General features: G+C 65.2%; 23 protein-coding genes. 7 read left to right on the forward strand and 16 right to left on the reverse strand.

All coding sequences use genetic code 11. The annotated features are described in order from the left end of the window. Positions 1-54 precede the first annotated feature (54 nt). The 5 genes from PQB87_RS32445 to PQB87_RS32465 all read right to left on the reverse strand — a co-directional run bounded on the left by PQB87_RS32445 (position 55) and on the right by PQB87_RS32465 (position 5,942). A complete protein-coding gene (locus PQB87_RS32445) occupies positions 55-1,053 on the reverse strand; it encodes a fimbrial protein (protein ID WP_174415125.1) in 999 nt (332 codons plus the stop codon). Between the two features lie 26 nt (positions 1,054-1,079). Further along, a complete protein-coding gene (locus PQB87_RS32450) occupies positions 1,080-1,826 on the reverse strand; it encodes a fimbrial biogenesis chaperone (protein ID WP_174415127.1) in 747 nt (248 codons plus the stop codon). 125 nt (positions 1,827-1,951) lie between these two features. Then, positions 1,952-4,456 (reverse strand): fimbria/pilus outer membrane usher protein, encoded by a 2,505-nt coding sequence (locus tag PQB87_RS32455; protein WP_489243312.1) that lies wholly within the window; start codon positions 4,454-4,456, stop codon positions 1,952-1,954. 122 nt (positions 4,457-4,578) lie between these two features. Further along, a complete protein-coding gene (locus PQB87_RS32460; RefSeq protein ID WP_174415130.1) occupies positions 4,579-5,295 on the reverse strand; it encodes a fimbrial biogenesis chaperone in 717 nt (238 codons plus the stop codon). A 53-nt stretch (positions 5,296-5,348) separates the two neighbouring features. After that, the gene (locus PQB87_RS32465) at positions 5,349-5,942 is read right to left on the reverse strand and encodes a fimbrial protein (protein WP_174415131.1); all 594 of its coding nucleotides are present in this window, start codon (positions 5,940-5,942) and stop codon (positions 5,349-5,351) included. Positions 5,943-6,415: 473 nt separating this feature from the next. Between PQB87_RS32465 and PQB87_RS32470 the strand changes: the two genes are divergently transcribed. Next, entirely contained in the window at positions 6,416-6,703 is a 288-nt protein-coding gene (locus tag PQB87_RS32470) for a hypothetical protein (protein WP_174415133.1), read from the forward strand. A gap of 1 nt (position 6,704) precedes the next feature. Here PQB87_RS32470 and PQB87_RS32475 read toward each other — a convergent pair whose 3' ends face one another. The 7 genes from PQB87_RS32475 to PQB87_RS32505 all read right to left on the reverse strand — a co-directional run bounded on the left by PQB87_RS32475 (position 6,705) and on the right by PQB87_RS32505 (position 17,467). Further along, on the reverse strand, positions 6,705-9,785 hold the full coding sequence (locus PQB87_RS32475; protein WP_174415135.1) for a hybrid sensor histidine kinase/response regulator: 3,081 nt from the start codon (positions 9,783-9,785) through the stop codon (positions 6,705-6,707). A gap of 173 nt (positions 9,786-9,958) precedes the next feature. Continuing rightward, positions 9,959-10,633 carry a response regulator gene (locus tag PQB87_RS32480; protein ID WP_111938530.1) on the reverse strand — a complete coding sequence of 225 codons (675 nt, stop codon included), beginning with the start codon at positions 10,631-10,633 and terminating at the stop codon, positions 9,959-9,961. Positions 10,634-11,029: 396 nt separating this feature from the next. Next, positions 11,030-11,200: a hypothetical protein gene (locus PQB87_RS32485; protein ID WP_309251629.1), complete on the reverse strand. Its 171-nt coding sequence runs from the start codon at positions 11,198-11,200 to the stop codon at positions 11,030-11,032. 127 nt (positions 11,201-11,327) lie between these two features. Beyond that, a complete protein-coding gene (locus tag PQB87_RS32490) occupies positions 11,328-14,411 on the reverse strand; it encodes an ATP-binding protein (protein WP_174415136.1) in 3,084 nt (1,027 codons plus the stop codon). A 364-nt stretch (positions 14,412-14,775) separates the two neighbouring features. After that, a complete protein-coding gene (locus tag PQB87_RS32495; protein ID WP_111938533.1) occupies positions 14,776-15,807 on the reverse strand; it encodes a hypothetical protein in 1,032 nt (343 codons plus the stop codon). 123 nt (positions 15,808-15,930) lie between these two features. After that, positions 15,931-16,758: a hypothetical protein gene (locus tag PQB87_RS32500; RefSeq protein WP_021160568.1), complete on the reverse strand. Its 828-nt coding sequence runs from the start codon at positions 16,756-16,758 to the stop codon at positions 15,931-15,933. Between the two features lie 121 nt (positions 16,759-16,879). Then, a complete protein-coding gene (locus PQB87_RS32505) occupies positions 16,880-17,467 on the reverse strand; it encodes a tetratricopeptide repeat protein (RefSeq protein WP_060068302.1) in 588 nt (195 codons plus the stop codon). 359 nt (positions 17,468-17,826) lie between these two features. Here PQB87_RS32505 and PQB87_RS32510 point away from each other — a divergent pair, with 359 nt between their 5' ends. From PQB87_RS32510 to atsR, 3 genes are read left to right on the forward strand one after another with little or no spacing between them, the layout of a single operon-like run. Beyond that, positions 17,827-18,699, forward strand: coding sequence for a response regulator (locus PQB87_RS32510; RefSeq protein ID WP_059685006.1), 873 nt, complete (start codon positions 17,827-17,829; stop codon positions 18,697-18,699). 49 nt (positions 18,700-18,748) lie between these two features. Beyond that, positions 18,749-19,252, forward strand: coding sequence for a putative pterin-binding protein (locus tag PQB87_RS32515; RefSeq protein WP_048021454.1), 504 nt, complete (start codon positions 18,749-18,751; stop codon positions 19,250-19,252). Next, a complete protein-coding gene (gene atsR, locus PQB87_RS32520; RefSeq protein ID WP_489243313.1) occupies positions 19,249-21,069 on the forward strand; it encodes a hybrid sensor histidine kinase/response regulator AtsR in 1,821 nt (606 codons plus the stop codon). The genes PQB87_RS32515 and atsR overlap by 4 nt, the downstream gene beginning before the upstream one ends. Before the next feature lie 65 nt (positions 21,070-21,134). Here atsR and PQB87_RS32525 read toward each other — a convergent pair whose 3' ends face one another. Both PQB87_RS32525 and PQB87_RS32530 read right to left on the reverse strand, forming a co-directional pair. After that, positions 21,135-21,554 carry a secondary thiamine-phosphate synthase enzyme YjbQ gene (locus PQB87_RS32525; RefSeq protein WP_027789935.1) on the reverse strand — a complete coding sequence of 140 codons (420 nt, stop codon included), beginning with the start codon at positions 21,552-21,554 and terminating at the stop codon, positions 21,135-21,137. A 10-nt stretch (positions 21,555-21,564) separates the two neighbouring features. Beyond that, a complete protein-coding gene (locus PQB87_RS32530; RefSeq protein ID WP_021160574.1) occupies positions 21,565-21,891 on the reverse strand; it encodes a thioredoxin family protein in 327 nt (108 codons plus the stop codon). 227 nt (positions 21,892-22,118) lie between these two features. On the opposite strand from PQB87_RS32530, the gene PQB87_RS32535 reads away from it, so the two are divergent. Then, positions 22,119-22,820 (forward strand): flavin reductase family protein, encoded by a 702-nt coding sequence (locus PQB87_RS32535; RefSeq protein WP_489243314.1) that lies wholly within the window; start codon positions 22,119-22,121, stop codon positions 22,818-22,820. 155 nt (positions 22,821-22,975) lie between these two features. Here PQB87_RS32535 and gcvA read toward each other — a convergent pair whose 3' ends face one another. Next, a complete protein-coding gene (gcvA, locus tag PQB87_RS32540) occupies positions 22,976-23,908 on the reverse strand; it encodes a transcriptional regulator GcvA (RefSeq protein WP_021160576.1) in 933 nt (310 codons plus the stop codon). A 138-nt stretch (positions 23,909-24,046) separates the two neighbouring features. Between gcvA and PQB87_RS32545 the strand changes: the two genes are divergently transcribed. Together PQB87_RS32545 and PQB87_RS32550 are read left to right on the forward strand one after the other, a co-directional pair. After that, on the forward strand, positions 24,047-25,249 hold the full coding sequence (locus tag PQB87_RS32545) for an MFS transporter (protein WP_489244322.1): 1,203 nt from the start codon (positions 24,047-24,049) through the stop codon (positions 25,247-25,249). Positions 25,250-25,263: 14 nt separating this feature from the next. Then, complete coding sequence (locus PQB87_RS32550; RefSeq protein ID WP_489243315.1) at positions 25,264-26,160, forward strand: oxidoreductase; 897 nt, start codon at positions 25,264-25,266, stop codon at positions 26,158-26,160. Positions 26,161-26,275: 115 nt separating this feature from the next. Here PQB87_RS32550 and PQB87_RS32555 read toward each other — a convergent pair whose 3' ends face one another. Continuing rightward, positions 26,276-26,848, reverse strand: a complete 573-nt coding sequence (locus tag PQB87_RS32555) for a YbhB/YbcL family Raf kinase inhibitor-like protein (RefSeq protein ID WP_489243316.1) — start codon at positions 26,846-26,848, stop codon at positions 26,276-26,278. Positions 26,849-26,899: the final 51 nt, after the last annotated feature.

A 26,899-nucleotide genomic window follows, 5' to 3' on the forward strand; every position in this document is an offset into this window, starting at 1 on the left:
TCTGTGCCGAAGCGGATCTTCGCGATCGCCCCGCGTGTGGCCGGCTTACCCGCGCTATTTATAGTAGAGTTCCACTGCCGCACCGGCATTGAATTTGCCCAGTTTCGGCGTACCGGTGCGCCACTTCAGACTTGCCAGAAAGCGGTGCAGGTTGGATTGTTGCGATGTTGGCGGAGTCAGGACCAGCTCCTTCCGGAAAGTAATCGGTGCAAGATCGTCCGCCCTGAGAAGATTGATGCCGACAGACGGGTTGTCCGAAGGCACGAGTGTCGTATCGCTATCGGCAAGCGTCGCGTTCACCGGGCTCAAGTAAGCATTGACTCCGTACACCGCGCTCCCGCTTGCGCAGGTGCGTACCTCCGCAATCGTGAACGGCATTCGCACGATCACCTGGTCCGGCTTCGGAACCGAACCGCCAGTACTGATTCCGCTGAATTTGATCGTGCTGGGACTGATGCTGATCTTCGACTCGCAAGGGATATAACGCAGCTTGTCGAGACCTTTGACCGTGATGTTGTAGCTCATGCCCAGGCGAGTCCCTCCCTGTCCGTCGAATTGCAAGGCCATGTAATCGGTGATCGATGTCATCGACCCTTCTTTGGCCGTGCCGGCCGGCGACTTCTTGACGAGAAAGATGGAGTACGTGAAGGTCTTTCGCGCCTTCTGCCAGCCGCAATTCACCGAACAACCGTCGACCCAGACGTCGGTCTTCAACTTCCCCCCCGACAAGGATGAATAGAGGTAGTCCTTCCCATCGTAGGTAACGCCGATTTCCAGGTCGTCTCCGAGCGAGATTCCTTTCGGGTTGACATATAAATAGACATATTCACCGGGGTTGATGGAATCCACCCAACAATCCATCGTAGTCGTCTGAGTGGGTTGTCGCCAGAGCACCTTGCCCTTCGGCTGGGTGTTGGGAACGGCGACTGTCGTGTCGACGGTCGTGGTAACGCTCGTCACCTTCGAGTCCGCAAGCGTACAGATCAGGGCATAACTCTTAGGCATCCAGAGCATGAGTGCTGCAGCCAGCAACAGAATCCTGTGAAATTTCATTGACTATTCCCCAAATACAAGTGGATTCAGAGCGCCGACTGCAGTGCGAACGTGCGTGGATGCTGGAATCCGCTGTCGCTGATGTAGACGTAGCCGACACCATCCGGCGCCGTGGCACATCCGGAATCAGGTAGTGGTTTGGTGGAGTACGGTTCCAGCATCCAATGCCGGAGCGTCTCCCCACATGTCTTTCCAGTGCTGTCCTGAAGCTTGATATCCGTCAGCGTCAGGAAATAAGGCGAATCGTTGTGCGCGCTCGGAACAGCAGATCCAGGCTGGCGCACCCATTTGAGTCGGTCAATCGCCTCTTGCGGATCCATGGAAAGCTGCGGACGATAAAAGAACTTGAGATGATGCCGCACAGCGAACTGAAGGCTGTCGCCACCTTCCGGCTTCTTCGGGATCTCCGTCACGGAAAGCGTGAAGTAGGATTCCCGATCGGCCGGAAGACCCTCCCCCTGGTAGATGATTTCCTCGAAAGCTCTTTTCCGCGACGGGATCAGGAGCAGCGGCTTGGAAACAGCAATGGGAACGAGCGGCGCGGCCTTTTCGTTTCCCCACTCGATATTGACCTGAACGAGGGCCGGCTCGTCACCATCGTTCTCGATCTCGATGTTTTTTCTGCCATTCCTCTCATCCATGACAAAGCGGGTATAACCCCCGAAATGGATATCCGCCAACGCGGCGGTCGATTGCAGCAATGTCGCCAGGAGAGCGCCCCTCAGCACGGCGACCGATGACCCAGCCAGAAACAAAAATAGTCTGTTCAGCATGTCGTTTGCGGCATGAACGGCGCCGCCTCCATTTCACTTAGTGCGCGACGGTGCAAGCAAGAGCCCCCGCGGATTCAGTCGGATTCGCGCTGCGCTTGCTCTGCACTACCCTCGCAATCGGCGCATCAGTTCGACGCCGCCATCTTTCCAGCGGAGCATCGCGTCTGCACGCGCTCGTACGCCAGTTCCTTGTTCTGCGGCTTCAGCGCGAAGCCGATCGTGCATTGCTTGTCGCCCCAGCTCACGTCGATGCTGCCCTGGTCTGCGACACCGAACACCAGCAAGCGCGACTGGTTGTCCACCATGCCGAGCAGCTTGCCCTTCGCGTCGTACGCCTGCGCGCCGAACGGCACCTTGCCGCCTTCGTCCGTACTCAGTTCGAACTGCACGCGCCGGCCCGACTCCGCTTCGAAGCGGGTCTTCACGATCGCACCACGCGTGGGCACTACCATCTTCGCGTTGTCGGTGATCTCCGTATGCGTGCCGACACTCGACGGATCGATGTTCAGCCAGTTCTGACGGTACGGCTGCAGATACGGCACGATCGCGTAGCCGCGCCGGTCGGTACGCACCGTCGGCGCTCCGCCGAACGTCACGTCGCTCACTTTCGGCACCTGGACCACCGCGAACGTCTCGCCAAGCGGCTGGCCGAGCGTGACACCGCCGCCATGCACGACGACCGAGCCCGATGCGCTCGCATCGAAATGCCGGCCCGAGCGGTCCTGCGTGAAGTTGCCGGCCAGCTTCGCGTTCGGCGTATCCCAGCCCGCGCTGACGCCGCCCGAGCCGCCGCCGTCCCGGCTATAGCCGCCCTGCACACCGTAGTTGACGGTATTGCTGTCGTTCAGATAACCCGACGCGCCGGTCTGCACGTTGAAGTCGCCGCGGGTCGACGACACCGCGTTCGCGTACAGGCGATGCGAACTCGACGCCTTGCCCAGCGGAATGCTCACGGACACGCTGAACTGCGTGTCCGGGCGCGCGAACGGCCCCGACTCCTGGATGTGGGATGCCGACACGCTGTAGCTGACGTTCCTGTAGCTGTTGCTGTAGCCGACCTGAAAGCGCCGGCTGTGTCCTTCACCGTTCCAGTAGGTCGTGTCGCCGATGCCGGCGAACATTGAGCCGCTGCCGAGCGGCTGGTTGACGTTCACGTCCAGGCGGCTCTTCTGACGCATGAGGCTCGGCCCATACGTATGGTCCGTGTCCTCCACGTGCTGGCTCAACGTCCGGTAGCCGTCCGTCGAATAGCGGTAGCCGACCATCGTGAACGTGGTGTTGGTCGGATACAGCGTCTTCGAATACAGGAACCGCAAGCTCTGCCCTTGCCGCGTGCCCGACGACGTGCGCGACCGGCTCGTCGTGACGTCCAGCGACATGCCGCCGATGCGCGTGTTCATGCCGATGCCGAGGGCGGCCGCCACGTAGTTGTCCGCGGCGATGATCCCGCCGTAGCCGGTGAAGTTGTCGGACACGCCGTACACCAGCGTGCCCTGCGTGAACTTCGGGCTCGACTGGCCCTGCACGCGATACTGGCCGGCGGCAAACGCGTACCGCAGGCTGCCACGACGAACCATGACCGGCAGGTACGAGTACGGCTGAGTGAACCGGCGCACGCGTCCGTCGGACTCGGTGATCCTGATCTCGAGGTCGCCGTTCGAGCCACTCGGATAGATGTCGGAAATCTCGAATGCGCCCGGCGGCACCGGCGTCGAATAGATCACATAGCCGTTCTGCCGCACTTCCACGATTGCGTTGCTCTCGGCAATCCCGCGCACGACCGGCGCGAAGCCGACTTCGCTGTCGGGCAGCATGCCGAGGTCGGTGCCGATCTGCGCGCCGACGAAGCGCACGCTGTCGAAGATGTCGCCCGACGTATACAGTTCGCCGGCCGCCACCTTGCTGCGCAGGCGCCGGATGTCGCGTTCCACGTAGGTGCGGTTGCTGGAAAAGCGGCTGCCCGCACCCGTGGTGCCGGTGAGCGACGATTCGTTGCGGAAACGCCAGCCGCCGGCATTGAAGCCGTTGCGCAAGCCGACGAAGTAATACTCGTTGTTGTGGCCGTGGCTATCGTTGCGGCTGTAGCTGACCTGATAGTCGCTGTACAAGGCCGGCACGCCGTCGTCCCACAGCGACTGGTCCACGTAGCCGCGCGAGGTACGCGACACATACAACTGCGGGAAGCTGATGTTCAGCGAAAGCGTATTGGCTTCGAACTCCACCGAAGCGCCGTCCGCCACGGCGGGGAGGTCCACGATCGTCGCGTCGTCCTCGCCCGCGGCGATGCGCCCGTCCTTCTCCAGCCGCGCGACGTTGACACCCGCGGCGCGCAACAGCCCGAGGGTCACCGCCGGCTTGACGGCGCCGCCGGCATCCGCGCGGAACACGACGTCCTGGCGCTTGACGAGGGTATGGTTCAGGTAGACATCGACGTCATAGCTGCCGGGCAGCACCGAACTGCCCTTCTCGAAATAGCTCAGCTCGACGGGCGCTTCGCCCTTGCGCAGAAAGGATTCGTTGAATTCCACCGCATGGCCCTGCGCCGGCAGCACCAGCCCGAGCAACGCAAGGCACGGCGCACCGATCTGCGCGGGCGTCCAGATATCCACTTCCTTTCTGACGTTCTCCATACCTTTTCTCTATGTTGGTTCACCTCCTGAGCGAAATCGCAAGCGCGAACGTGCCCCGCCCCGCGGCACCGGCCCGGGGAGAATGAAGATGAAGAGGAATGCGATGTGTCGAGCTGGCTGCGTCAACCAGCGGTGGTACCGTCGTGCGGTTCGACTGCGCCGTAGTCGTTGATCGATTCGAAGTGAACCTTGACGCCCGCTGCGGCGGCGCCAGCCGGCAAATCCTTCACGGCAAAATGGCGGGTGGCGGACGGCGGCACCATCTCGGCGGCCGCGGCATAGTCCCGACCGCCGCTTTGCACGTTGACCGATGCCAACGACACGAAGTAAGCCGACGGATTGCTGACTTCGAGCTGTGCCTGACCGTTGCGTTGCACGAGCTTCCAGCGGAGTTGCGCGGGCGCCTCCTCGACCTTGCCGGGCAGGCCGGCGGGCCGGTAGAAGAACTTGATGCGCTGACGCACCGCGATCTGCAGCGTGTTGTCGCCCTGGGCTTTCTGCGGGATTTCCTGCACGTTGAGCCAGAACACCGACTCGCGATCGGCCGGCAGGCCCTGACCGTAGTAGAGAACGCGTAGCGTCTGCTGCTTCTCCGCGCCGAGGCGGTTGAGCGCCGGCGTGATCGCGAACGGCACGTCCGCCTTCCCGTCGCTCGCGTCCATCCACGACTGGATCATCACGTCGGCCGGCGCGCGGTTGCGGACCAGAATCGACGCCTCCTTGCTCGGCGCGGCCAGCACGACGCGGGTTCCGTCGAGCGTGACGCCAGCGAGCGAAGCGCCCGAAGACAACAGCAGCGAACTGGCCAGGGCCAGCCCAGCAAAGTGGAATCGTTTCATGTCGATTGGGATCCTGTTAGTCGGGCGAGGGCGCTCCCCCGCCCGGAGGTGGCTTACTCGTAGGTCAGCGTGAACGGCAGCGTGCCGTTGGCGGTACCGGCCTCGACGTCGGCGGCGGCCTTCACGTAGCCGGCGCGCAGCGCGAGGTCGGCCTTGTAGGTCGGCGCTTCGGGCGTACCGTCCTGGACCAGCGGTGCGTCGAACGTTTCGTTGGCGCCCAGGTTCAGCAGCGCGCCGTCGGCGTTGTAGATACCGATGCCCACGCCCTTGGCCGTGCCGGTGGTCTTCAGCAGCTTGTTGTTGTTGCCGTCGACACCCGAACCGCTGGCCGGATCGAAACGCACCTTGACCGTGTTCAGGCCCTTACCGGTCGCACCGCAATCGAGACTGAGGTTGATCGCCGTACCGGCCGCGATGCCGCCGCCGGCGGTGCTGCCCAGCGCGTCCACGCTGACCTTGCCCATCTTGACGTCGATCGACTGGTCACCCTTGCCGCCGGTCACCGACGTGCCGTTGCCGCCCGTGATGCCGCACGACGCAGCGACGATCTCGCCCGTGAAGTTGATCGTGCCATCCGCAGCATGGGCAGCGCTCATCGCCGCGAATGCGAGGCCGGCGGCCGACATCATCATTGCAATCTTTTTCATTTCGGTTTCGCTCAGTTTTAAAGGAGTATTGCGATAATGAATGCAAGGTCTAAACCCGCATTCGCCGCGTGGAAGATCATTTCCACTGACAATATTTTCAAGAAATCTCTCAAAACGAGGAATAGGACGATTTTTATATGTCGCTTCAAACAAATAGTACGAGTACGAATTTCGTCTTTTCGGCAAACCGCCCCCGCCGACTGTCAAGTTAACCTAATTATTCTCGCGCCCCCTGATCGCACCGGGTGACGGGGTTCCCGGGGTGACGGGGTTCCCGTCCACGCGCATCACGCAAGCCCGGGCATCGGGAATGGCGATCACCTCGCGGTCAATGGCGGCGGTTATCGGAAGACGACGGAAGGAGTGAAGCGGCAAGGCGCACGGCGAGTTCCGTTCGGCGTAACACCGGAAACCGACATCCGCGCACGCATCGGCATCTGACGCATCGCGCGGATGTGCGCAATCACGCGTTCATGCGCGTCGAATTCAAGGGTGGAAAATGGGGCACGCAAGCACCCGATAGGCATCGAGCGATGCCGGAATGCACGGCGGTCGACATTCGAAGATTTCAGAACAGCCGTAAAAAAGTGAAGTCGACCCGCGCGGCTGTGAAACGGATCACACGCCGAAACGGCTCGACCGAACAGTCAAATCTCGGCTCTCCGGCACTGCGCTATGTCGTTGTTCGAGCAATGTGCCACGCGATCGGCCCGCGGATCGACGATCGTGGCGCGCCCACGCCGCGCCACATTCAGTCGTAAATCAGATCGGCTCCGGCAAGCCGCACGACCCGCTTCCGGACAGCCGCGCCAGCGCGCATTCGATCCGCGCGTCGAACGCCTGCCATTCCGCCTTCATCGCTTCGATGCCGCCTTCGGTCACGGTTCCTTCGGCACGCGCGCACACGTCACTCGCCTCGGTGTCGCCTGCCAGCGCAAAGCCGCCGCGCATCGAGTGCAATTCGATCTTTATCAGATCGATCTCGCCGGCCGCCAGCGCGCCTCCGATCACCGTCAGTGAACGCAGCGTCGCCTCGCGCAACGTCTGCCGCATCTCGTCGGTCACGACCGGCGGCCTGTCATGCGCCGCCGACGCATGCGTATGCGTATCGCCCGCCAGCACTCGCCGCCCGCCATGCCTGCGCAATACCGCTTCGAGCGTCGTGATCGACAACGGCTTCAATACGACCTCCACCGCGCCCGCCCGCTCACAGCGCCGACGGTCTTCATCGGTCGCGTGCGCGGTCATCGCGATCACCGGCACTTTCGCGCCCTGCTCCCGCAGAAAATTTGCCAGCGCGAACCCGTCGAGTTCCGGCATGCCGAGATCCGTCAGCACGACGTCGAACGGATGCTCGAAAAACGCGCGCATTGCCTCCACACCGTTGGATACGATCGTCGCGTCGTAATGCAGCGCGTCGAGCTGGTCGCGCAGCAATGCGCGACTCGCGGGATGATCCTCGGCGACGAGCACACGCAGCGGCTCCTCGTCGTCCTCCCGGCCCGGCGGGCCCGCTTCGGCCGCCGCTGTCGCTCGGGACTCGTCATCCGCTTCCGATGCCGATCCATAACCGCGCACCGCATCCGCGAACGCCGGCAGTTCCGGTACGTCGATACGCCACCCGGGTGCGGCTTCGGACAGCGGCAACGCGGCCACGAAGGTCGTGCCTTCGCCAAGACGACTGTCGACGCTCAGCTCACCGCCCATCAGCGTGACGATGCGCTTGCACAGCGGCAACCCGAGCCCCGTGCCGCCGAAGCGGCGATACACCGATGCGTCGGTCTGGATATAGACGTCGAACAGCGTCGACACGCCGTCTTCGGGAATGCCGATGCCCGTATCCCGGACGATGATCTCGACTCGTCTTCCCCCGGCACCGGCCGGCGCGGGCCGCGCCTCGACCGTCACGTCGCCGCGCTTCGTGAACTTGATCGCGTTGCTGACGAGGTTCGACACCAGTTGACGCAGCCGGGTCGGATCGCCGACGTAGCCGTCGGCCAGTTCCGGCGCTACGCGACAAGCAAGCCCGAGGTTTTTCGCTTCCGCGAGCGGACGGAACATCGCGGTCACGTCGTCCAGCAGGCGACGCAGATCGAATGGGATGCTTTCCAGCACCATCTGGTTCGACTCCGCCTTCGAAAGATCGAGCACGTCATTGATCACGCGCAGCAACGTGTCCGACGACGAAGCGACCGTATTCAGGCGCCGCCGCTCCGCCGACGGTAGCGCCCCGCGCGCCATCAACTCGAGATTGCCGATGATCGCATTGAGCGGCGTGCGGATCTCGTGGCTCATCGTCGCGAGGAACGTGGATTTGGCCTTGTTCGCGTCCTCGGCGGCCACACGCGCCGCACGGAGCGTCTCCTCCACTTCCTTGCGCGCGGTGATGTCGATCAGTGTGCACAGCAGCACGTCGATGCCGCGGTACTTGGCGCGCACCATGTGCGCATCGAGATACGCGGTGCCGTGTTCCGCGCGCTCGATCGCGAATTCATGCGTGACGAGCCTGCGCGCGCCGCCGCCGCGCACCGCGTCGCGATAGACGTGCCACAGCCGCTTGCCGAGCGGCGCGCCCGACACGGCATTGTCGTACGCGGCCATCGCGTCGTTGCGCACGATCGCGTCGCCGTCGGCGAGCGACAGCAGCGCGAGGCCGGCCGGCGCCGTGCGAATCAGCGTGCGGTTCAGCGCCTCGCTTTCGATCAGTCGTACCGCGCGCCGATTGGCAGGACGCAGCGCGCGCCGGTCGAACAGGACGATCGCGGTCCACAACACCACGATGCCGAACAGCGCCAGGACGCACGTGATGCCGATACGCGTGGCATTGGCCATCGCCACGCTTTGCCACGAAACGCTCTTGATCAGCACGAGGTCGGCCCCAGGCAGGCGATCCCCCAGCACGAAGCGGCCGCCGATGCGATGCGGGATGGCTGGCGCACGATCCCGATTCAGCACGCGATCGAGCATTCGCGCGACGACTCCGCTGTCATGCGGCCGCCCCATCACGATATGCCCGCTCGTGTCGACGAGCACTTTCTCTTCGTCCGGGGCCTGCGGCGCCATGATCCGGTCGAGTTCGGGGCGCCCGTTGTAAACAAGCCAAGCGAACGGCTCGCCGTTCACGTTGCGCAGCCGTTGCGCGATCCGGGTCACGGGCCTGCCAAGCAACGGATCGTCGCGCGTCTCGATGACGACGCGGTCATCGACACCCGTGGGTTCCAGGCGTCGCGCCAGCGCCCGCAGATCGGACGGGGCCAGTCGCGCGGGAGCCCGCGCGGCCAGTTCGGCGCCGAACAACACCAGATAGTCGTCGTTCACGCCAATCAGGTAAGCCGAGAAACTCAGTGCAATCGAAACCGGCGACGGCGTGGCCACGGCGTGGCCCATCCGGTAGAGCGCGCCGATATAGCGGAGATACGCAGCAGGCGAATGCCCCGGCGAGATATCGGCAAACCCGACGACCCTCGACTTCCCGTACGGGTTCGGCCAATCCAGTCTGCCGCCGTTATCGATCAGCGTTTGCAGATCGGACGGCGGCACCACTTCGGGGTTGCTGTTGGCCGCGGTCATGTTGTCGGCGAATCGTCCAAGCAGCACCTTCGTCACCTGCAACTCGCCGTGCAGTTGCGCCGCTTCCCGCAGGAACGACGAGCGCATCTGGGCAACGTAGTCGCCGACAGCAAGCCGGACGACCAGGAACGCACACAGCACGATGAACACGGTGATCGCCACGCCGCCACCGTACAGCAGCGCGTACTGCTGGCGCCGAACCCGGGCCGGGTCGAACGGCTTGCGGCCAACGGCGGCAGCCTGCGCGGCCAGCCTTTTCAATTTGTCGGGCATACGCTTCGCTGTGGTTTCACTGTCGTCGAACGTGAGCCGGTATTCGCCCGTGCTGGCGACAGCTTGCCGCGGGTGCAACCGTCACGCATCGAACATGCGCGCGGGAACGGTGCGGCACCGTGCCGCCCGCGCTGTGCGCCTGCCGGTGGCCTGTGCCGAGCCGTGTGCCCAGGTCAGTCACGTGCGGTTGGTACGCCCGGAGCGGACGGATCCTGCACGTCGCCTTCGTCCGCATACCGGATCAAGTCCGCGTCGCGAACGATCCCCAGCTTCTTCATCGCGCTCGACTTCTGGGAACTGATGGTCTGCTTGCTGCGATGCAGCTGCGTGGCGATCTCGCCCACCGTGTAGCCGGCACCGAAAAGCCGGACCACCTCGATCTCGCGCGTCGTCAGCGCGCGCGCGACGGGCATCGCATCGCCATCCTGAAGCAGTTGCTTCACGAACGGCGACATGTAGTTCGCGCCGACATAGGCCGCGTGCACGGCGCCGATCAGGTGCGACAGCGCATCCGACTTGCTGAGGATGCAGCTCACGCCCTGCTTCTGGATCGCGCGCAGTACGCTCGGGTTGTCGATCATCGTGATCGTCACGATGCGCAGCGCGGGGTAACGACGCTGCAGGAACGACAGCAGCACGAGGCCATCGCCGTACTTGCCGCCTGGCATCACGTAGTCGAGCACGAGCACGTCGCTCGGCTGCGCATCGAGCGCCGTGACCAGATCCGTCGAGTTCGAAACGGCGCCCACCAGCTTGATCGTGCTGTTGCCTTGCATCGCCTGCGACATCCCGAGCGCTGACGCCGGATGATCATCCGCCACCATCACGCGCACTGAAAATTCGTCCATGCTCCTGTTTCTCCCCGAGGCTTCCCGTCACGCGTCCGGCGCACGACGCGACGCTCGCATACTCGCGCCGTCGGCCGATCGTCAGCCACATACGGCCGCCGGACAATAGTGACCCAATTTTAAGATAAATCCGGCCGCGTTTGCCGGTCGGGCGGGCAGTCGATGCATCCTGCGCGCCAACTGGCGGACGGGCTGCGATGACCGCGTCGCGCGGTTTGAGGGATCGAACACGCGTCACCGGGGAAATCCGCTGCGCGGCGCGCCCGTACGCGCCTGAGGCGGCGCTTGCAACCGGCTGGCCCGTATTGGTCGTCGCCGCCTGCCGCCATCATACGCAGGGCGTCTCAGCGGAAGGGCGCGGGGAGATCCCGCTACGTACCGCCCCGCCACCAAGCACTATCGGGGCATCGACTCGCCGGGTTCGTCATGCCGCGTACCTTCCTGGCGCATTTTCCAATCGTTGATCGCGCGCCGTCTCTGAGCCGGCGACATCAGCAGATACTCGTTCATTATCGTCAGAAATTCCTTGCGCGACCGCTCTGACAGCGCCGCGAATTCGATCAGCAATGCGAATATCTTCCCCAAGTGACGCATGGTCTTCCCCTCCAGTGTGATTTGAAATGTGCACTGCGACCGGCGCAGGCACTCTGCCTCTGTTATGTCGGACACGCGTTGCTGGGTTCCGTGTTGCCGGTTACTTATCATGCAGTGCCGCCTCGCGATCGGCCGGCTCGCTCGCCGCGCTTTCCGGCGCAGCATCGCACCGCTGCCACACGGACGCGAGCGCGCCACGCAGGTGTGCGAGCGTCACGGGTTTCGTCAGGACGCGCCGCACGCCTGCCGTCATGTAGCGGCGCATGCCATCGGGCGACACGTGCGACGTGATGACCAGTACGTCGCACGCGGCACCTTGGTCGCGCGCGGCTTCCGCCAGCTCGTGCGCGCGCAGATCGGGAAGATCGGCGCCGATCAACAGCACGTCCCAGTCACCGCCGGCCAGCGATTCGAGCACCGCGCGCCCGGACCCGACCTCGGCCACCGTGCAGCCGAGTGCATGCAGCTGCTCGCGGAAAATCGACCCGTCGACGGCTTCGTCGCGAGCGACCAGCACGCGCGGCGCACGGGCGACGGACGGCTGTGGCCGCGTCAGCCCGGCGCGCCGCCGGCCGGGCATGACGAGACGCGCAAGCTCGCCAGCGGATGAAGCGGCGATCGCGCTTTCACCGCGACACGACACGCAGTACGACAGCGCGGCGCACAGGCCGCCGAGCGAATAACTCGATACGCGCACCGTGCCGCTCGCACGGTGCGGTTCGAGCGGGCCGTCGCGCGTGGCGAGGATCAGCGGCGCACAGCCGCGCAGGTTGCCCAGTTCGGCGTGCGACCAGGTGTCGGGATCGCCGATCAGCACGACCGGCCCCGCCAGATCGCCCGGCAGGCTCGACAGGTTGTCGTACACGTCGACGTCGAATCCCCATGCACGCAGGTGCGGCAACGCGAATTCGCGCCATTCGCGATGCGCGGCAACGAGCGTCAGAGCACATGCATGCGTGTGCACGCCGTGCGGCCGGCCGGGCACCGCGACGTCCGCGCCGAGCGGCAGACGGATCGTGAAGCGACTGCCGACACCCGGCTCGCTCGCCACGTCGATGCTGCCGCCCATCGCCGCGACGAGGCGATCGCACAGCGCGAGCCCGAGCCCCGTGCCGCCATAGCGCCGCGTGATCGACGTATCGACCTGCGTGAACGCCTTGAACAGCTTGCGCCGATGCTCGGCGGCAATGCCGATGCCGGTGTCCTCGATCGCGACCGACAGCACCGGCGCGTCGTGGCCGTCCGCAACGACTGCCACGCGCACGGTCACGCGGCCCGCGCTCGTAAACTTGATCGCGTTGTTCAGCAGGTTGCCGAGCACCTGCGCGAATCGCGTCGGATCACCGCGCATCCGCTGCGTATCGGCCGCGTCGACTTCACAGAACAGTTGCAGGCCCTTCGCCTTCGCGATCGGCGCGAACGCGCTCAGCTCGCGTGCGACCGTCGCGATCACGTCGAACTCGATCGACTCGACGCGCATCGCGCCGGCCTCGATCTTCGAGAAATCGAGAATGTCGTTGACGAGCGCGAGCAGGCTCGTCGCCGACGTGCGCAACGTGCCGATGCGGCCGTGCTGGACCGCATCGAGCGCCGAGCGTTCGAGCAGTTCGAGGTTGCCGAGGATCACGTTCAGCGGCGTGCGGATCTCGTGGCTCGTCGCCGCGAGGAACGAAGATTTCGCGGCATTGGCCGAATCGGCCGCGCGCACGGCCTCTTCGAGCTTCTGCATCAGCTGGTGCTTCGCGGTGGTATCGGTAACCGCGGCGATCAGCACGTCCGCGCCCTGATAGCGTGCGCCGCACGCGATGAATTCGAGATGCAGGTGCGCGGCTTCGCCGCCGCCGATCACGAGATCGTCGTGCAGCACGCGGCCCGCGCCACCGCTCGCGACGTGCGCCTGCCACGCGGTGGCCATCTGGTTCGACAGCTCGCGATGATCGCCGCCGTTGCGGGCGACCATCTCCCTGAACGCGGGACTCGCCAGCATGCAGCGCCCGTCGTCGCGCGCGATCAGCCCAAGGCCGATCGGCGCCATCTCGATCACGCTGCGGCACAGCGCCTCGCTGTCGACCACGCGCTGCGAGCGCGCATAGAGCGGCGCGAATTCGCGCCGGTGAAAGCGCAGCAGCAACACCCACATGACCGCGAGCGTCAGCAGCGTCGCCGCCATCAACGTGCCGGCCGAACGCGCGACACCGGACGCGACATCGGCCCACGACAGCGCGTATGCGAAGGTCCAGCCGGTCGATTCGAGCTTGCCGTGAAACAGCAGGAAACCGTCGCGGAACTCGGGCGAGCCCGACGACGCGCCGCCGCGCCACGGCGCCAGCTTCAGCAGGCGCGTCGCGCGGCCGGCGTCGCCCACGGCGGGATCCATCGCGACGAGCCGGCCGTCGGCCGTCGTGATGGAGAACGCGCCGTCGGGCCGATAGTCGGCCAGCCATGACAGCAGGTACTCGGGCGGATATTCGGTCACGAGCACGGCAAACGTCTTGCCGTTGTCGTGCGCCTCGGCCGCGATCCGGATGCGCGGCTGCCCCGACACGGGATCGGTAAACGGCGCGAGCCAGCGCACGTGCGGACGGCTATCGACGACACCCGGATACGCGCGCTCGAAATCGATGCGCAGCGCGTCCAGCACGCGTGCGCGATCGTCGGGCGACACCAGCGCGGGATCGTCGCGGTTCTGGTTCGGCACCAGCCCGAACATGCCCGTGCGCGTGCTGTAGTGGTAGCCCTCCAGCGTGCGCCCGCGATTGATCGAGCTCGCCGCGCAGATGCGCGCCAGCAGCACCGACAGCGACAGGTAGCGCGCCACCTCGATGCGATCGCCCGTCTGCCCCGGCACGCCGAGCAAAAGCGATGGATGGGGCCGGATCGCGATACGCTGGTCGTCGCCGAAGAACGCATCGACGACCGACTCCGGCGCGCTATCGGCCTCGCGCCAGATCAGCTGCGCATTCGCGACGCCGTTGCGGAACGAGGTTTCGCTCACCTGGATCTCGTTGAGCGTCTGCTCCAGCCCGTTCAGGTAGTTGCGCCGCTCGCCCTCGACATGCCCCGAGACGATCGCCGTCATCCCGAGACCGCATGCGATCAGGACCAGGATGGTAACGACGATGCCGCCACCGAACACGGAAATGCTCAGATAGCGGCGAAGGGATTGAAGCGGACTCTGCGGCATGACGCGCGACGAGGGTCGCGCCCTCGAACGATGCCGATTCGATGCGCGACGCCTGGCCGGAATTCACCATGGAAAAGATGGAATGAATTCCGACGATGCCAAACGGGTATGGGAGCGTCCACCCCAAATGAACCGTTTCGTACAGGTCAGATTCTATTGAGAAGATATTTAGAACTTGACCGAGATTTGATGTGGAAAAAAGTGGCGTTAGGACGCATCCCGGTTGCACGTCGGAACATGCGACGCGCAATCGGGAGGAAGAGGAGGCGAGGAAAAAGGCGGGGGCGGGCCATCAAGCGGCATACCCCCACGGAAGCGCCGCTCAGGCGGCGAGGCACATCGGCGGCCGTCGAACGACGGCAGGTCAGTTCTGCGTGAGCGGGTTGAGCGTCGTGCACAGGAACCCCGTGCAGTTCGCCGGCTTGAAATAGAACGACGCCATCACCGGCGTGGGAACGCCGAGCGCGAGATCGCTCAGATACGCGGTACCCTGAGCGCCGAACGTGTTCGACTGCTGGACGAAGCTGGCGCCGGTCGACTGGATCGCGGCCGACTGGTACGTGAAGGTCGGCGACTGAGTCTGGTCCTTCACGTAGACCCACGAGATCGTGCTGCCGAACACCATCGCGCCCTTCGCGCGATAACCCTTCGCACCTTCGCTGTTGGCCTGCGCGATGAAGTCGCTGACGCTCGTCGTCGGCGCGAGCGCATCGTACGTGTAGGTTGCGCTCGACGCGTTGTTCTTCATGTACACGTTCGACTGCACCGAGCCGATCACCATCGGGCCCAGGAACCAGTAGCCCGACTGGCCCTGGCCGTTCGCCTGCGTGAGGAACGCGTTCGGGTCGGCCGGCAGGCCGGTCGTCGTATACGCGTAGGTGGCCGACGAACCGCCATCCTTGCGATACAGGTAGCCGTACGTGAGCGGCCCTTCGTAGCGATAGCCGTTCGTGCCCTGCGTGTTGGCCTGGTTGAGGAAGGTCGTCCAGTCGCCCGGCGCGGATTGCAACTGGTACGTGTAGGTCTGCACGGTGCCGTCGTTCACGAAGATCGAGCGCGAGCCGCCGTCGGACGGGGCGTAGTAGTAGTCGCCCAGATAGCGGTAACCCTTCGCGCCTTCGCTGTTGAGCAGCGTCAGGAAGCTCGCCTGATCCGCCGCGGTCGGCTGCGCGTCGTAGCGCAGCGTCAGCGTGCCGCTGCCTGAGCCGCCGGAGCTGCCCGACCCACCCGAGCCGCCGCTACCGCCGCTTCCCGTTCCGCCGGAACCCGTGCCGCCGGTGCCGCCGTTGTTGCTCGTGCCCGATCCGCCGCCGGACGACGCAGGTGATGAATTGTCGTCGCCGCCGCAGGCGGTCAGCGCGAGACAGGTCAATGCGATCAATGCAACGGCTTTCATCGGAATCACCTCGAAACGAACAGGACAAACAGGACGAACGAAGCCGGCGCGCGCGGCTCACGCCGCACGCACGGACGCTTGCGAAGCGGAAACCGGCCGGCGGCGCACCGCCGGCCCTGGACGTCAGTTGACCTGGAGCTGGCCACCGCGGCCGAGGCCGCCCTTGACGTCCTGCGCCTTGTAGCTGCGCAGTGCGACGACCATCTTGTTGTACGCGTCGATGAACGCGACGACGGTCGCCTTGCCTTCCGGCGTCGACGAGAAGCCCGCGAGCGCACCGCCCACGCCGCCGCCGAAGCCGCCCAGCGCGGCACCGTAGTTGGTCGCCGTCGAGCTGCCTTCCGATGCCGCGATCTGCACGGCCGAGCGCACGTCGAACAGCGTCAGCGTGACGACCGATGCCTTCGTCTGCAGGTGGCCGGCCACGGCCGCCACCGCGCTGTTGCCGATCAGCCCGCCGATCATGCTGCCGATGCCGCCGATCGGCGAATCGTTGATGACGATCTGCGGTTCCATGTAGTAGTCGGCCGCGACACGCTGGCCCTTCTGCTGCTTCGAGCCCGCGCGGTATTCGCCCGAGTTGCGCTGCAGTTGCGTGATGCGCGACAGGCGCGCGTCGCTCTTCTGGTTGCCGATCGACGTGATCACGAAGCAGTTCGACTGCTGGACGGCCAGGCGCAGCAGCGGGTCGATCGTCGTCATCTTGGTCGCGCTGCCGAACGGGCCCCACCAGTCGGCATTGCGGCCGTCGTCGACGGCGATCGTGCCGAGCGGCGACGCGCAGCGCTGCAGCCCCGTGTCGGCGCCGGCGCTCGTGCCGCCCGCGGCGGCACCGGTCACGCCCGCGTTCTGACCGCCGGGCGTCACGACGCCGCCGCAGCCCGCCACGGACGCGCAAAGCGCTGCGACCAGCGCACCTTGAGTGAGACGTTGGGAAAGGTTGGTCTTCATGTCGTTGTCGATCGATTAGAGTCGTTGTTCGGCTTATGTGTTCGTGCGAACTTCGATAAGCCCCCCGGGCTGGCGCGCGATGGTGGTCTCCCCGCTGCTGCCCCCGTTGCTTCAGGCCCGGTCAGTAGTACCAGTACGTCTGCTGCCAGACGCCGTAGTACGGATAGCCCGAGTACCAGTAGCCGTAATAGACGTCACGCCACTGCGTGCGCCATTTCCAGTCTTCTTCGTCTTCCTTCTTGGCCTTGCGTGCAAGGTCGAGCAGCTTCTTCGACTCCTTGTCGCCGCGGGCGGCCGCGATCGACAGCCACTTCTCCGCTTCGCGCGCGTCGGAGCCCATTTCCTCGAGGCCGAACAGGTAGAAACTGCCGAGCGCCTTCTGCGCCTGCAGGTCGCCGCGCTCGGCGGCCTCGCGCATCCACTTGAGGGCCTGGTAGCTGTCCTGGCGCACGCCGTCGCCGCGGAAGTAGCGCAGGCCGAGGTCGTAGGCGGCCTTCGGCTGGGTCTTCGCGGTCTGCTTCAGCGCGGCGATGCGCGGATCTTCCCGGTCTTCCGAATCGTCCCTTTTTTGATAGGACACCTGATCTTTAGGGCGGTCGGAACATCCTGTGTCGTCGCAGATCCGCACCGTGTTGGCGGTGACGGACGGATCCTGCGCGCACGCGGCCAACAGCAACAGCAGCCCCGGTGCGAGTAGACGGCGGAACATTGGTACTTTCCTCAAGTTTTATTGGCGCCGCAATTCTTCGAGCCTTTCACCCCCGTGAGCGCGCACCCGGTTGCGCGCGGCGCAGCGGATACAATCCGCCAACGCCGACACGCTATCCAAGGCTCTCTCAGGTTCTCTCTTCGAATCGTTCAGTCACCGCTTCATTGTTGTCGCTTTTCGTTGTACCGGCTCCCGCCGGCTGCGATCTCCAAACATGACGCGACAAACAAAGGTGACGTGGTGAGCAATAATAATGGAGAAAAACAGCATGTCAAGGTGATTCGCTTTTTCAAAGTTTGCGTGTCGCGTCAGTTTTGATATGCTCTCCCTCGCCAAAAACCCTTGGAGACCCCATCGAGATGTCCAACAGCGAGCAGGCCAACGTCGATCTGATCACCGCCAACAAGGTGCGCGACCTACTGAACCGGAACGGCATTCCGCCGCGAAGTCACAACACGACGATCGCGAACGTGCTCGGCCTCAGCTTCTCCGTCGTCACCCGCAAGATGAAGGGCCTGATCCCGTGGAACCTGTCGCAGTTGCAGGACATCGCGACGCATTTCGGCGTGCCGCCCGCGATCCTGCTCGACGACAAGGGCACGCAACCGGCCGCCGCCGAGATGATCGACGCGACGCTCGTGATCGAGTCGCGGCGCTTTCGCTGCCGCGCCGCGATCTCGACCAAGGCCAGCAGCCAGATCGAGACGGACTTCGTCGCGCTGCAGTGGCAGGGCGAGTGGCTCATCACCGAGCGTCAGCACGCGCGCGAGGGCCGCACGTATCCGGTCGACGTGATCGAGCTGCGCTCGACCCAGCCGAACGTGTATGCGGCGCGGATCGCCGTGGTCGACGATTCGCAGGACGTCGCCGAAACCGTATGTGAATATTTCATCGAAAAAGGCGTGAACGCGATTCCGTACTTCGACGGCGCATCGTTCCGCAAGGCACTCGAAGTAGAGGATTTCGACGGCTACATCCTCGACTGGATGCTCGGCGACCAGACCGCCGCCGAACTCGTGCGCGGCATCCGCTCGAGCGAGAACAGCGGCGCGCCGATCTTCCTGCTGACCGGCAAGATCTCGACCGGTGAAGCGAGCGAAGACGAAATCGCGCACATCGTGTCGCACTACAACGCACGCTGCGAGGAAAAGCCGGTGCGCCTGCCGATCCTGTTCGCCGAAGTGGCGCGCGAACTGAAGATCACGCTGCCGGCCGCGGCCGCCGCGAACTGAGACCGGAAACACAAGCCACCACACAACACGACAAAACCGAGGGAATGACATGCGAATTCCGACCATCTGGACCAAGGGCCTGCTGACGGCCTGCCTGCTCGGCATGGCCGCCGCGGCGTGGGCCGCCTCGTCGTTCACGTTCACCGTCGACGGCAGGATCGACAGGCACAACCAGCCGGGCAAGACGGCCTACGTCTTCTCCGAACAGGCGCTGATGGCGCTGCCCCAGCACACGATCGTCACGTCGACGAGCTGGACACCGAAGGCGACCTTCACCGGCCCGCGCCTGTCCGACATCCTGAAGACCGTCGGCGCGCACGGCACGCAGATCGAGTTCCGCTGCATCGACGAGTACACGTTCACGATTCCCGTGTCCGACGCCGATCGCTACGGCGTGATCCTCGCGCGGACGATGAACGGCAAGGTGCTCGACAACGACAACTACGGCCCGCTGTGGATCATGTACCCGCGCGACCAGTATCCCGACGAACTGAAGACGCCGCTCGGCGAAGCCAAGTTCGCATGGCAGATCATCGGCCTGACGGTGAAATGAAACGCGGGCGATGGAAAAATAGAAAAATCATCCTGGTCCTCGGCTCGCTGTGGATCATGGGGTTCGCCGCGTGGGCGTTCCTGCTGTGGGACCTCCTCGCCACCTCGGTCAACGAAGGCGTACTCGAGGGGCCGCGCGAAGGCGTGTTCTGGACCGCTGCGCAATACCGGAACGTCTATACGCGGTTCGACCGGCAACTGATCCTCTACGCGACGCACGAGGACGACGACTTCAATCACGTCCAGATGCAGCTCGACAGCCTGTCGGTGTCGTTCGGCTTTCTGCAGCGACCGTCGGAAGTGTCCCAGTACTGGCTGCGCATCCCGCGCGCGCGCAACGAGATCGACGCGCTCGGCGAATTCATGACGCGCCTGAAGCGCGACGTGCCGCCGTTGCGCGATTCGCCGCAGCGCGCACGGCAGGTGATCGACGACGTGAATGCGTACTGGCCGAAGGTCAACGGCCTCGCGAACTATTTCCGCGCGATCGAGATGGCGCAGCGCGACTTCACGTTCCATCAGCTGAAGGAAAAGCAGCGCGCGATCCTGATCCTCGGCATCGTGCTCGGCGTCATCCTGTGCGCGTTGTTCCTGCTGCTGTTCTATACGATGCGCACGCGCGACGACCTGCTCGAACGGCAGGACGCGGCGCTCGACGCGGAACGCAAGGCGTCCGATCGTGCATTCGAGATGATCGAGGCGAAGAACGCGTTCCTCGGGATGGTCAGCCATGAGTTGCGCACGCCGCTGCAGGCGATCTGCGGATCGGTCGAGATCCTGCTCGCGCGCCCGCAGTCGGACGCGAACCTGAAGACGATCCGGCGGCTGCAGAATTCCGCGCTGTCCCTCGAGGCGCTCGTCAAGGACCTGACCGACTACATCAAGCTGCGCTCGACGAAACGTCTCGCCGAGCTGGATACCGTCGCCATCGCGCCGCTGCTGGCCGAAGTGCTCGACCCGCTGCGCGAGAAGATCGCGGCCAGGCGGATCGTGGTCACGCAGCAAGTCGAGCCGCACGACCTCGCGATCCGCTCCGATCGCAAGCTGCTGCGCCAGGTGCTGTCGAACCTGATCGAGAACTCGGTCAAGTACACGCTTGGCGGCTCGATCGACGTGTCGATCACGCTCGCCGACGCGCCGGCCGGCCAGCAATTGAAGATCGCCGTGCGCGACACGGGCGCCGGCATCGCGAAACAGCACCTGTCGAAGATCTTCGAGCCGTTCTATCGCGCGAACGACGCGGTCGGGCTGCATGTGGACGGAATCGGCATGGGGCTCGCCGTCGTGCGCGAAATCGTGACGACGCTGCGCGGGCATGTGGACGTGCGCAGCACGGTGGGCGAAGGCAGCGAGTTCGTCGTGACGCTGCCGGCCGAAGTGCCCGGCATCGACACCGCCGGCAACGCGGCCGGCGACGCGCCCGCGCTGCCGCACGCGGCCGCATACCGCGGCCGGCGCGCGCTGGTGGTCGACGACGACGACAACGCACGCGAAACGCTCGGCGCGATGCTGTCGGCGCTCGGCATCGACGTCGATCTGTGCAGCACCGGACAGGAAGGCGTCGCGCGCTTCGGTGCGAGCCGCTATGACATCGTCGTGCTCGATCTCGAGCTGCCGGACCTGAGCGGTTTCGACGTCGCACGGCGCATTCGCGCGGTGGCGCAACCCGACGACGACGGCCGGCATCCGGCGATCCTCGGCGTCAGCGCGTATGAATCGGCTGCGCTCGGCGAAAACAAGCGGGTATTCGACGCATTCCTGCCGAAGCCCGTCCACCTGCGCGAACTCGGCGCGCTCGTCGAGAAACTGCTCGCGTAAGCCCGCGATGCCGTGTGCGCACAGGCACCGCATTGCGAGCCGCGCGCGGCGTCACCCGTCGAGACTCATTCGCCGATCAGATGCAGCACGATGTCGCGCCGGTGCGCGGCGCGGCGATGCTCGAACAGGTAGATGCCCTGCCACGTGCCGAGCACCATGCGTCCGTGCTCGACCGGGATCGACAGCTGTACCTGCGTGAGCGCCGTGCGCAGATGCGCGGGCATGTCGTCGGGCCCTTCGGTGTCGTGCTCGTAGCGCGTGGCGTCCTCCGGTGCGAGCGTCGCGAAGTAGCGTTCGAGATCGCGCTGCACCGACGGATCCGCATTCTCCTGGATCAGCAGCGACGCCGACGTATGGCGGCAGAACACGGTGAGCAGGCCGGTGCGGATCGCCTGCTGGTCGACGAACGCACGCACCTGCGGCGTGAATTCGACGAGGCCGCTGCCGCGCGTGTCGACGCCGATGTGCGTGAGGGCCTGTTGCATCTCGGTGACCTCAGGCCAGCGCGGCAAAGCCGTCGGCTTCGATCTGCTTCGCGTCGGCCGGGCGCACGACGCGCGCGACCTCGACACCGTCGCGCAGGAACACCAGCGTCGGCCACAGCTTCACGCCGAACGAACGGCCGAGCGGGCGGCCCGGGCCATCCTCGATCTTCAGGTGCCGCACCGCAGGATGCGCGGAGAACGACGCGACGATCGCGGGCTGCGCGCCCGCGCAGATCCCGCACCAGTTCGCGCCGAATTCGATGACGGTTGCGCCGCCCAGTGCGTCGACTTCCGCGCGCGTCGGTGCATTGGCGGTATAGCGTTGCTCGGTATCCATCGGGCCCTCGTGTGCGTTGGCGGAACGTGGCCGCGCCCGCGTGCGTGGTGCGGCGGTCGCGGCCTGCGATTTCCTACTCTAGCGGAAAAGCGCGCGCGATGCCGGCCGGCCCGTTGCGGCGCCCACGCCGCCTGCGCCCCCTCCGGAATGACACGACAAGATTCGGAGCGCCGCGCCGCCGCGACAGGATCAGCATGCGGACTGATCCGTCACCAGGGGCACCCGCCATGAATGCGCCGCATTGCGTCACCGAACCGAACATCCTCTATTTCGGCACGCCCGTCGTGCTGGTCAGCACGCTGAATGAAAACGGCACGCCCAATCTCGCGCCGATCTCGTCCGCGTTCTGGCTCGGCTGGCGCGGCGTGATCGGCATCGCCGCCCGCTCGCAGACCACCCGCAACCTGATGCGCACCGGCGAATGCGTGCTGAACCTGCCGTCGTCGGCGCAGGCGGATGCGGTCGACCGGATCGCGCGCACGACGGGCACGCATCCGGTGCCCGACGGCAAGCGCGCGAGAGGCTACGTATTCGAACCCGACAAGTTCGGCACGGCCGGGCTCACCGCAACCGCGTCGCAAACCGTCGCGCCGCCGCGCGCGCTCGAATGCCCGGTGCACATGGAAGCAGTCGTCGCGGCCACGCACGGGATCGGCGACGAGGCGCCGGACCTGCGCGGCCATATCCGCGTGTTCGAGTTGCGCATCCAGCGCGTGCACGTGCATCCCGACCTGCTGATGGACGGCTACGCCGACCGCATCGATCCGGACAAGTGGTCGCCGCTGATCATGAGCTTCCAGAAGTTCTACGGGCTGGAGCCGCGGCAGGTGCATGCGTCGCGGCTCGCGGAGATTCCGGAGCGCGCGTATCGCAGCCCCGACATCGAACGTTCGCGTGAAGCGGGCATGTTGACCGGCGCCGGACGGTAACGAAGCGCCCGGCGCATTCGCAGTGAACCGGGCGCTTCGTCATGCCTCCACCGGCGGTAGCGAGGCGGCTGCGCCGACCCCGCACCGCCTCGTTCCGCCTCGCACTGCCGGCCCTGTGCATCGCGATGCCGATCGCGCGGATCGACACTGCGAGCCTATTCCGCCTCGCGGCCCGCCATGCGTTCCATCCACTGCTCGAACGCGGACACCGCGGCATCGTCGGCACGATCGGCGTTCGTCACCAGCATGTAGTCGTCAGCACGCCATACGGGCGACGCGATCGGACACACGAGGCGCCCCTCGGCGAGATCGCGCCCGATCAGCGGCAGCGATGCCAGGGCCACGCCGAGCCCCTCGATGGCCGCGCCGAGCTGAAGATTCACATGATCGAATTCGACATGACGCGCGGCGCGCAGATCGGAAGCCCCCGCTTCCTGCAACCAGTGCGACCAGGCGGAGCGCGTCGTGGCCGAATGCAGCAGGGTGTGATGGCGCAGGTCGGCCACGCCCTGTATCGGATGCCGGCGCAGCAATGCGGGATTGCAGGCCGGCACGCGCAGGTCGGGCATCAACGGGCGCGATACGACGCCCGCGCCCTGCTCGGGACCGGAACGAACACCGATATCGAAAGCGTCGGCGACATAGCGCAACTTGCGCGATGTCGTCGACACCCTCACGTCGATGTCGGGGTACCGCGAATGGAAATCGGCGAGCCGCGGCAGCAGCCAGCACAGCGCAAAGCTCATCGGCACATTCACGCGCACGACGCCCGATATCCGGTGCTTGAACGTGTCGTGGCGCAGCCGCCCCACCGCGGTACCGAGGCGCTCGAACACGTGGCTGACGTCGTTCAGCAACGCGGCCCCTTCGTCGGTCAGCACGACACCGCGCGGACGACGGTCGAACAACGGCAGGCCGAACCAGTCCTCCAGCAGCCGGATCTGCTTGCCTACGGCCCAGTGGGTGACATGCAGTTCCACCGCCGCCCCCGCGAAGCTGCCGTGCCGCGCGACCGCATCGAAAGCGCGCAGCGCATTGAGCGGAGGCAACTCGCCCCGATGCTTCGCCGTGTCCTGGTTGTCGTTCATGACGTGACTTTTTCTCTCCGTTGACGCGATTTTAGTTCAATTGAAATGGCCGCTGCGTCACCCATAAAATTGACACATCGAGCGTGAAAACGATGCCACGAGCTGCTTCCACCGACCGCTCGCACGGAGCAAATGACGATGCGCCTGCCGGTTTTTTCCCCTCCCGCGACGCGGGAGACTGCGCCACCCCGACGGCGCGTGCTGTGGCTGTCCTGCATTGCGCACGCAATGCACGATGGCTATACGGACATGATCTACGCGCTGCTACCCGTGTGGCAGTCGGAATTCGGGCTCGACTTTGCGGCCCTGGCGATCCTGCGCGGCATCTATGCCGGCACGATGGCGACGCTGCAGTTGTCCGCGGGGCGCCTCGCGCAATACCTGGGCAGCGGCACGACCCTCGCATTCGGCACACTGCTCGCCGCGCTCGGTTATGCGCTCGCGGGCCTGTCGGGTGGCCTGCTCGGTCTGGGCGTGGCGCTGGCGATTTCGGGCGGCGGATCCAGCACGCAGCATCCGATCGCATCGGGCGCCGTCTCCCGCCTCTATGGACGCGACGCGAGAGGCCCGCTGAGCATCTACAACTTTGCCGGCGATCTGGGGAAATCCGCACTGCCGGCCGCCATTTCGCTGCTCGTGACCATGATGCCGTGGCGTCACGCGCTATGGATCGTCGCCGGATTGGGCTGCGTCGTGGCCGCCGTCATCGCGCTCTGGTTTCCCGCCGTGCCGCGTGGCGCCGGCAAGACGGCGGCCAAAGAACAGGCGTCCGCTCAACGCAGCGGCACCGGAGGAAGCGGCTTCCCCACGCTGTTTTCGATCGGCGTGCTCGATACGGCGGTACGCATGGGACTGCTGACATTCCTGCCTTTCCTGCTCAAGGCGAAAGGTGTCTCGCCGCAACTGCTGGGAACGGCGCTTGCGCTCGTTTTCATAGGCGGGGCGGCCGGCAAATTCCTGTGTGGCTGGTTGGGCGCGCGCCTGGGTATGGTCAGGACGGTGCTGCTCACGGAGGGGGGGACAGCCGCGTGCATCGTCGCGGTGATGTATCTCCCGTTGGCACTTGCCATGGTGCTGCTGCCGATTCTGGGTATGATGCTCAACGGCACTTCGTCGGTGCTGTACGGAACCGTTCCGGAGATGTCCGCACCCGAGCGCACCGAGCGCGCATTCGCGATCTTCTACACGGGGACGATCGCATCCGGCGCGATATCGCCTGTTCTCTACGGTTTCCTGGGCGACAGGATCGGTGTGCATGGCGCCACATATGCGACCGCGCTGACCGCCCTCGCGATTTTTCCGCTCGCCCTCGCACTGCGCCCGCATCTGGCGGATGACTGAACAGGATGAACACCATGACGAACGCTGACTACCCGACCGTCGCCCTCGTCGGTCCGGGCGCAATCGGAACGACCGTCGCCGCGGCCCTTCATGAAGCCGGCCGCACGCCGGTGATCTGCGGCCGCTCGGCGCACGAACAGTTGAAGCTGCGCTTCGACGGGGGCGAAATCGTCTTGCCCGGGCCCGTACTGACCGATCCGCACGCGGTCGAGGAGAAGTTCGATCTCGTGTTCGTTGCGGTCAAGTCGACGCAGATAGCGAGTGCGGCACCCTGGGTCTCCGCGCTATGCGATGCGAATACCGTCGTCTGCGTGCTGCAAAACGGCGTCGAGCAGAAAGCCGCGTTCGCGCCGTATGCGGCCGGCGCCACGGTCGTGCCGTCGATCGTCTGGTTTCCGGCGCAGCGCGAATCGGGCGCATCGGTGTGGCTGCGGGGCAAGCCTCGGCTCACCCTGCCCGATACGCCGGCGAGCAACGTGGTGGTCACCGCTTTGCACGGCACGCGCTGCGCGCCGGAGGTGGCGGAGGACTTCATCTCGCTCGCGTGGCGCAAGCTCTTGCAGAACGCCGTGGCGGGACTCATGGTGCTGACCGGTCGCCGCGCCGGCATGTACACGCGAAGCGACATCACCGAACTGTCGCTCGCCTACCTGCGGGAATGTCTCGAGGTCGCGCGGGCGGAGGGCGCGAAGCTGGGCGATGACGTGCCGCAGGAAATCGTCGATGGATTGCATGGCTTTCCGCCCGATTTAGGGACGTCCATCCTTGCCGACCGACAAGGCAACCATCCGCTCGAATGGGACTGCCGGAACGGCGTCGTGCAGCGCTACGGACGAACGCACGGCATTCCGACGCCGATCAGCGATCTGGTCGTTCCGCTTCTCGCTGCCGCCAGCGATGGTCCGGGCTAGGGCCTGTTCACGCTAATAACGGGCTTGCGCCGGCCCCCAGAAGGGCGCTTCGTCAACGGTGTGAACCCGAGTGTCGACGGCGAGATGTCGCTGCGATGACCTCCCGCCAGGACGCTTACTCTGCCGCCCGGTGATACATCGCAACGTAGCGAGCCCGGGCAATCACTTTTCCGTGCATCTGATATGCAACGAGGGCCGGGCTCGACGTGGCGTTCACGTCGATACTCGGAACAGAGAGCGCCGATGCCGTCACGACGTATCGGTGCGACTCTCCCTGAGGCGGGCAAGGTCCGCCGTATTTCGCCGCACCGAAGTCGGTCAGCGTTTCGACGGCCCCGGCAGGCATCCGCTTCGGATCGCCGGAGGCGCCCTTTTCGATCGATTCTTCGGATGCCGGAATATTGACGACGCCCCAATGCATCCAGCCCAGTCCGCCCGTCGGGGCGTCGGGGTCGTGAATGGTCACGACGACGCTCTTCGTTCCGTGAGGAAGATGGGACCACGAAATGCGTGGCGAGACGTTTCCGCCGTGGCAGCCAAATCCGCCGTAGACCTGTTCGTTCTCGAACCGGCCATGGTTCAGGTCGTCGACTTTGACGGAGAACGTTCCCGCGACAGCGACGGTCGGCACGATCGACAAGAGCATCGCGGAGCAGAAGGTCGATCGCGGCAAGAAATTGAATGTCATGGTTGCTCCGTTGAAAAGGACGGCGTTTCCGCAGCAGGCAGGAACGATCCA

It is taken from the genome of Burkholderia sp. KL41 (genome assembly GCF_057005415.2).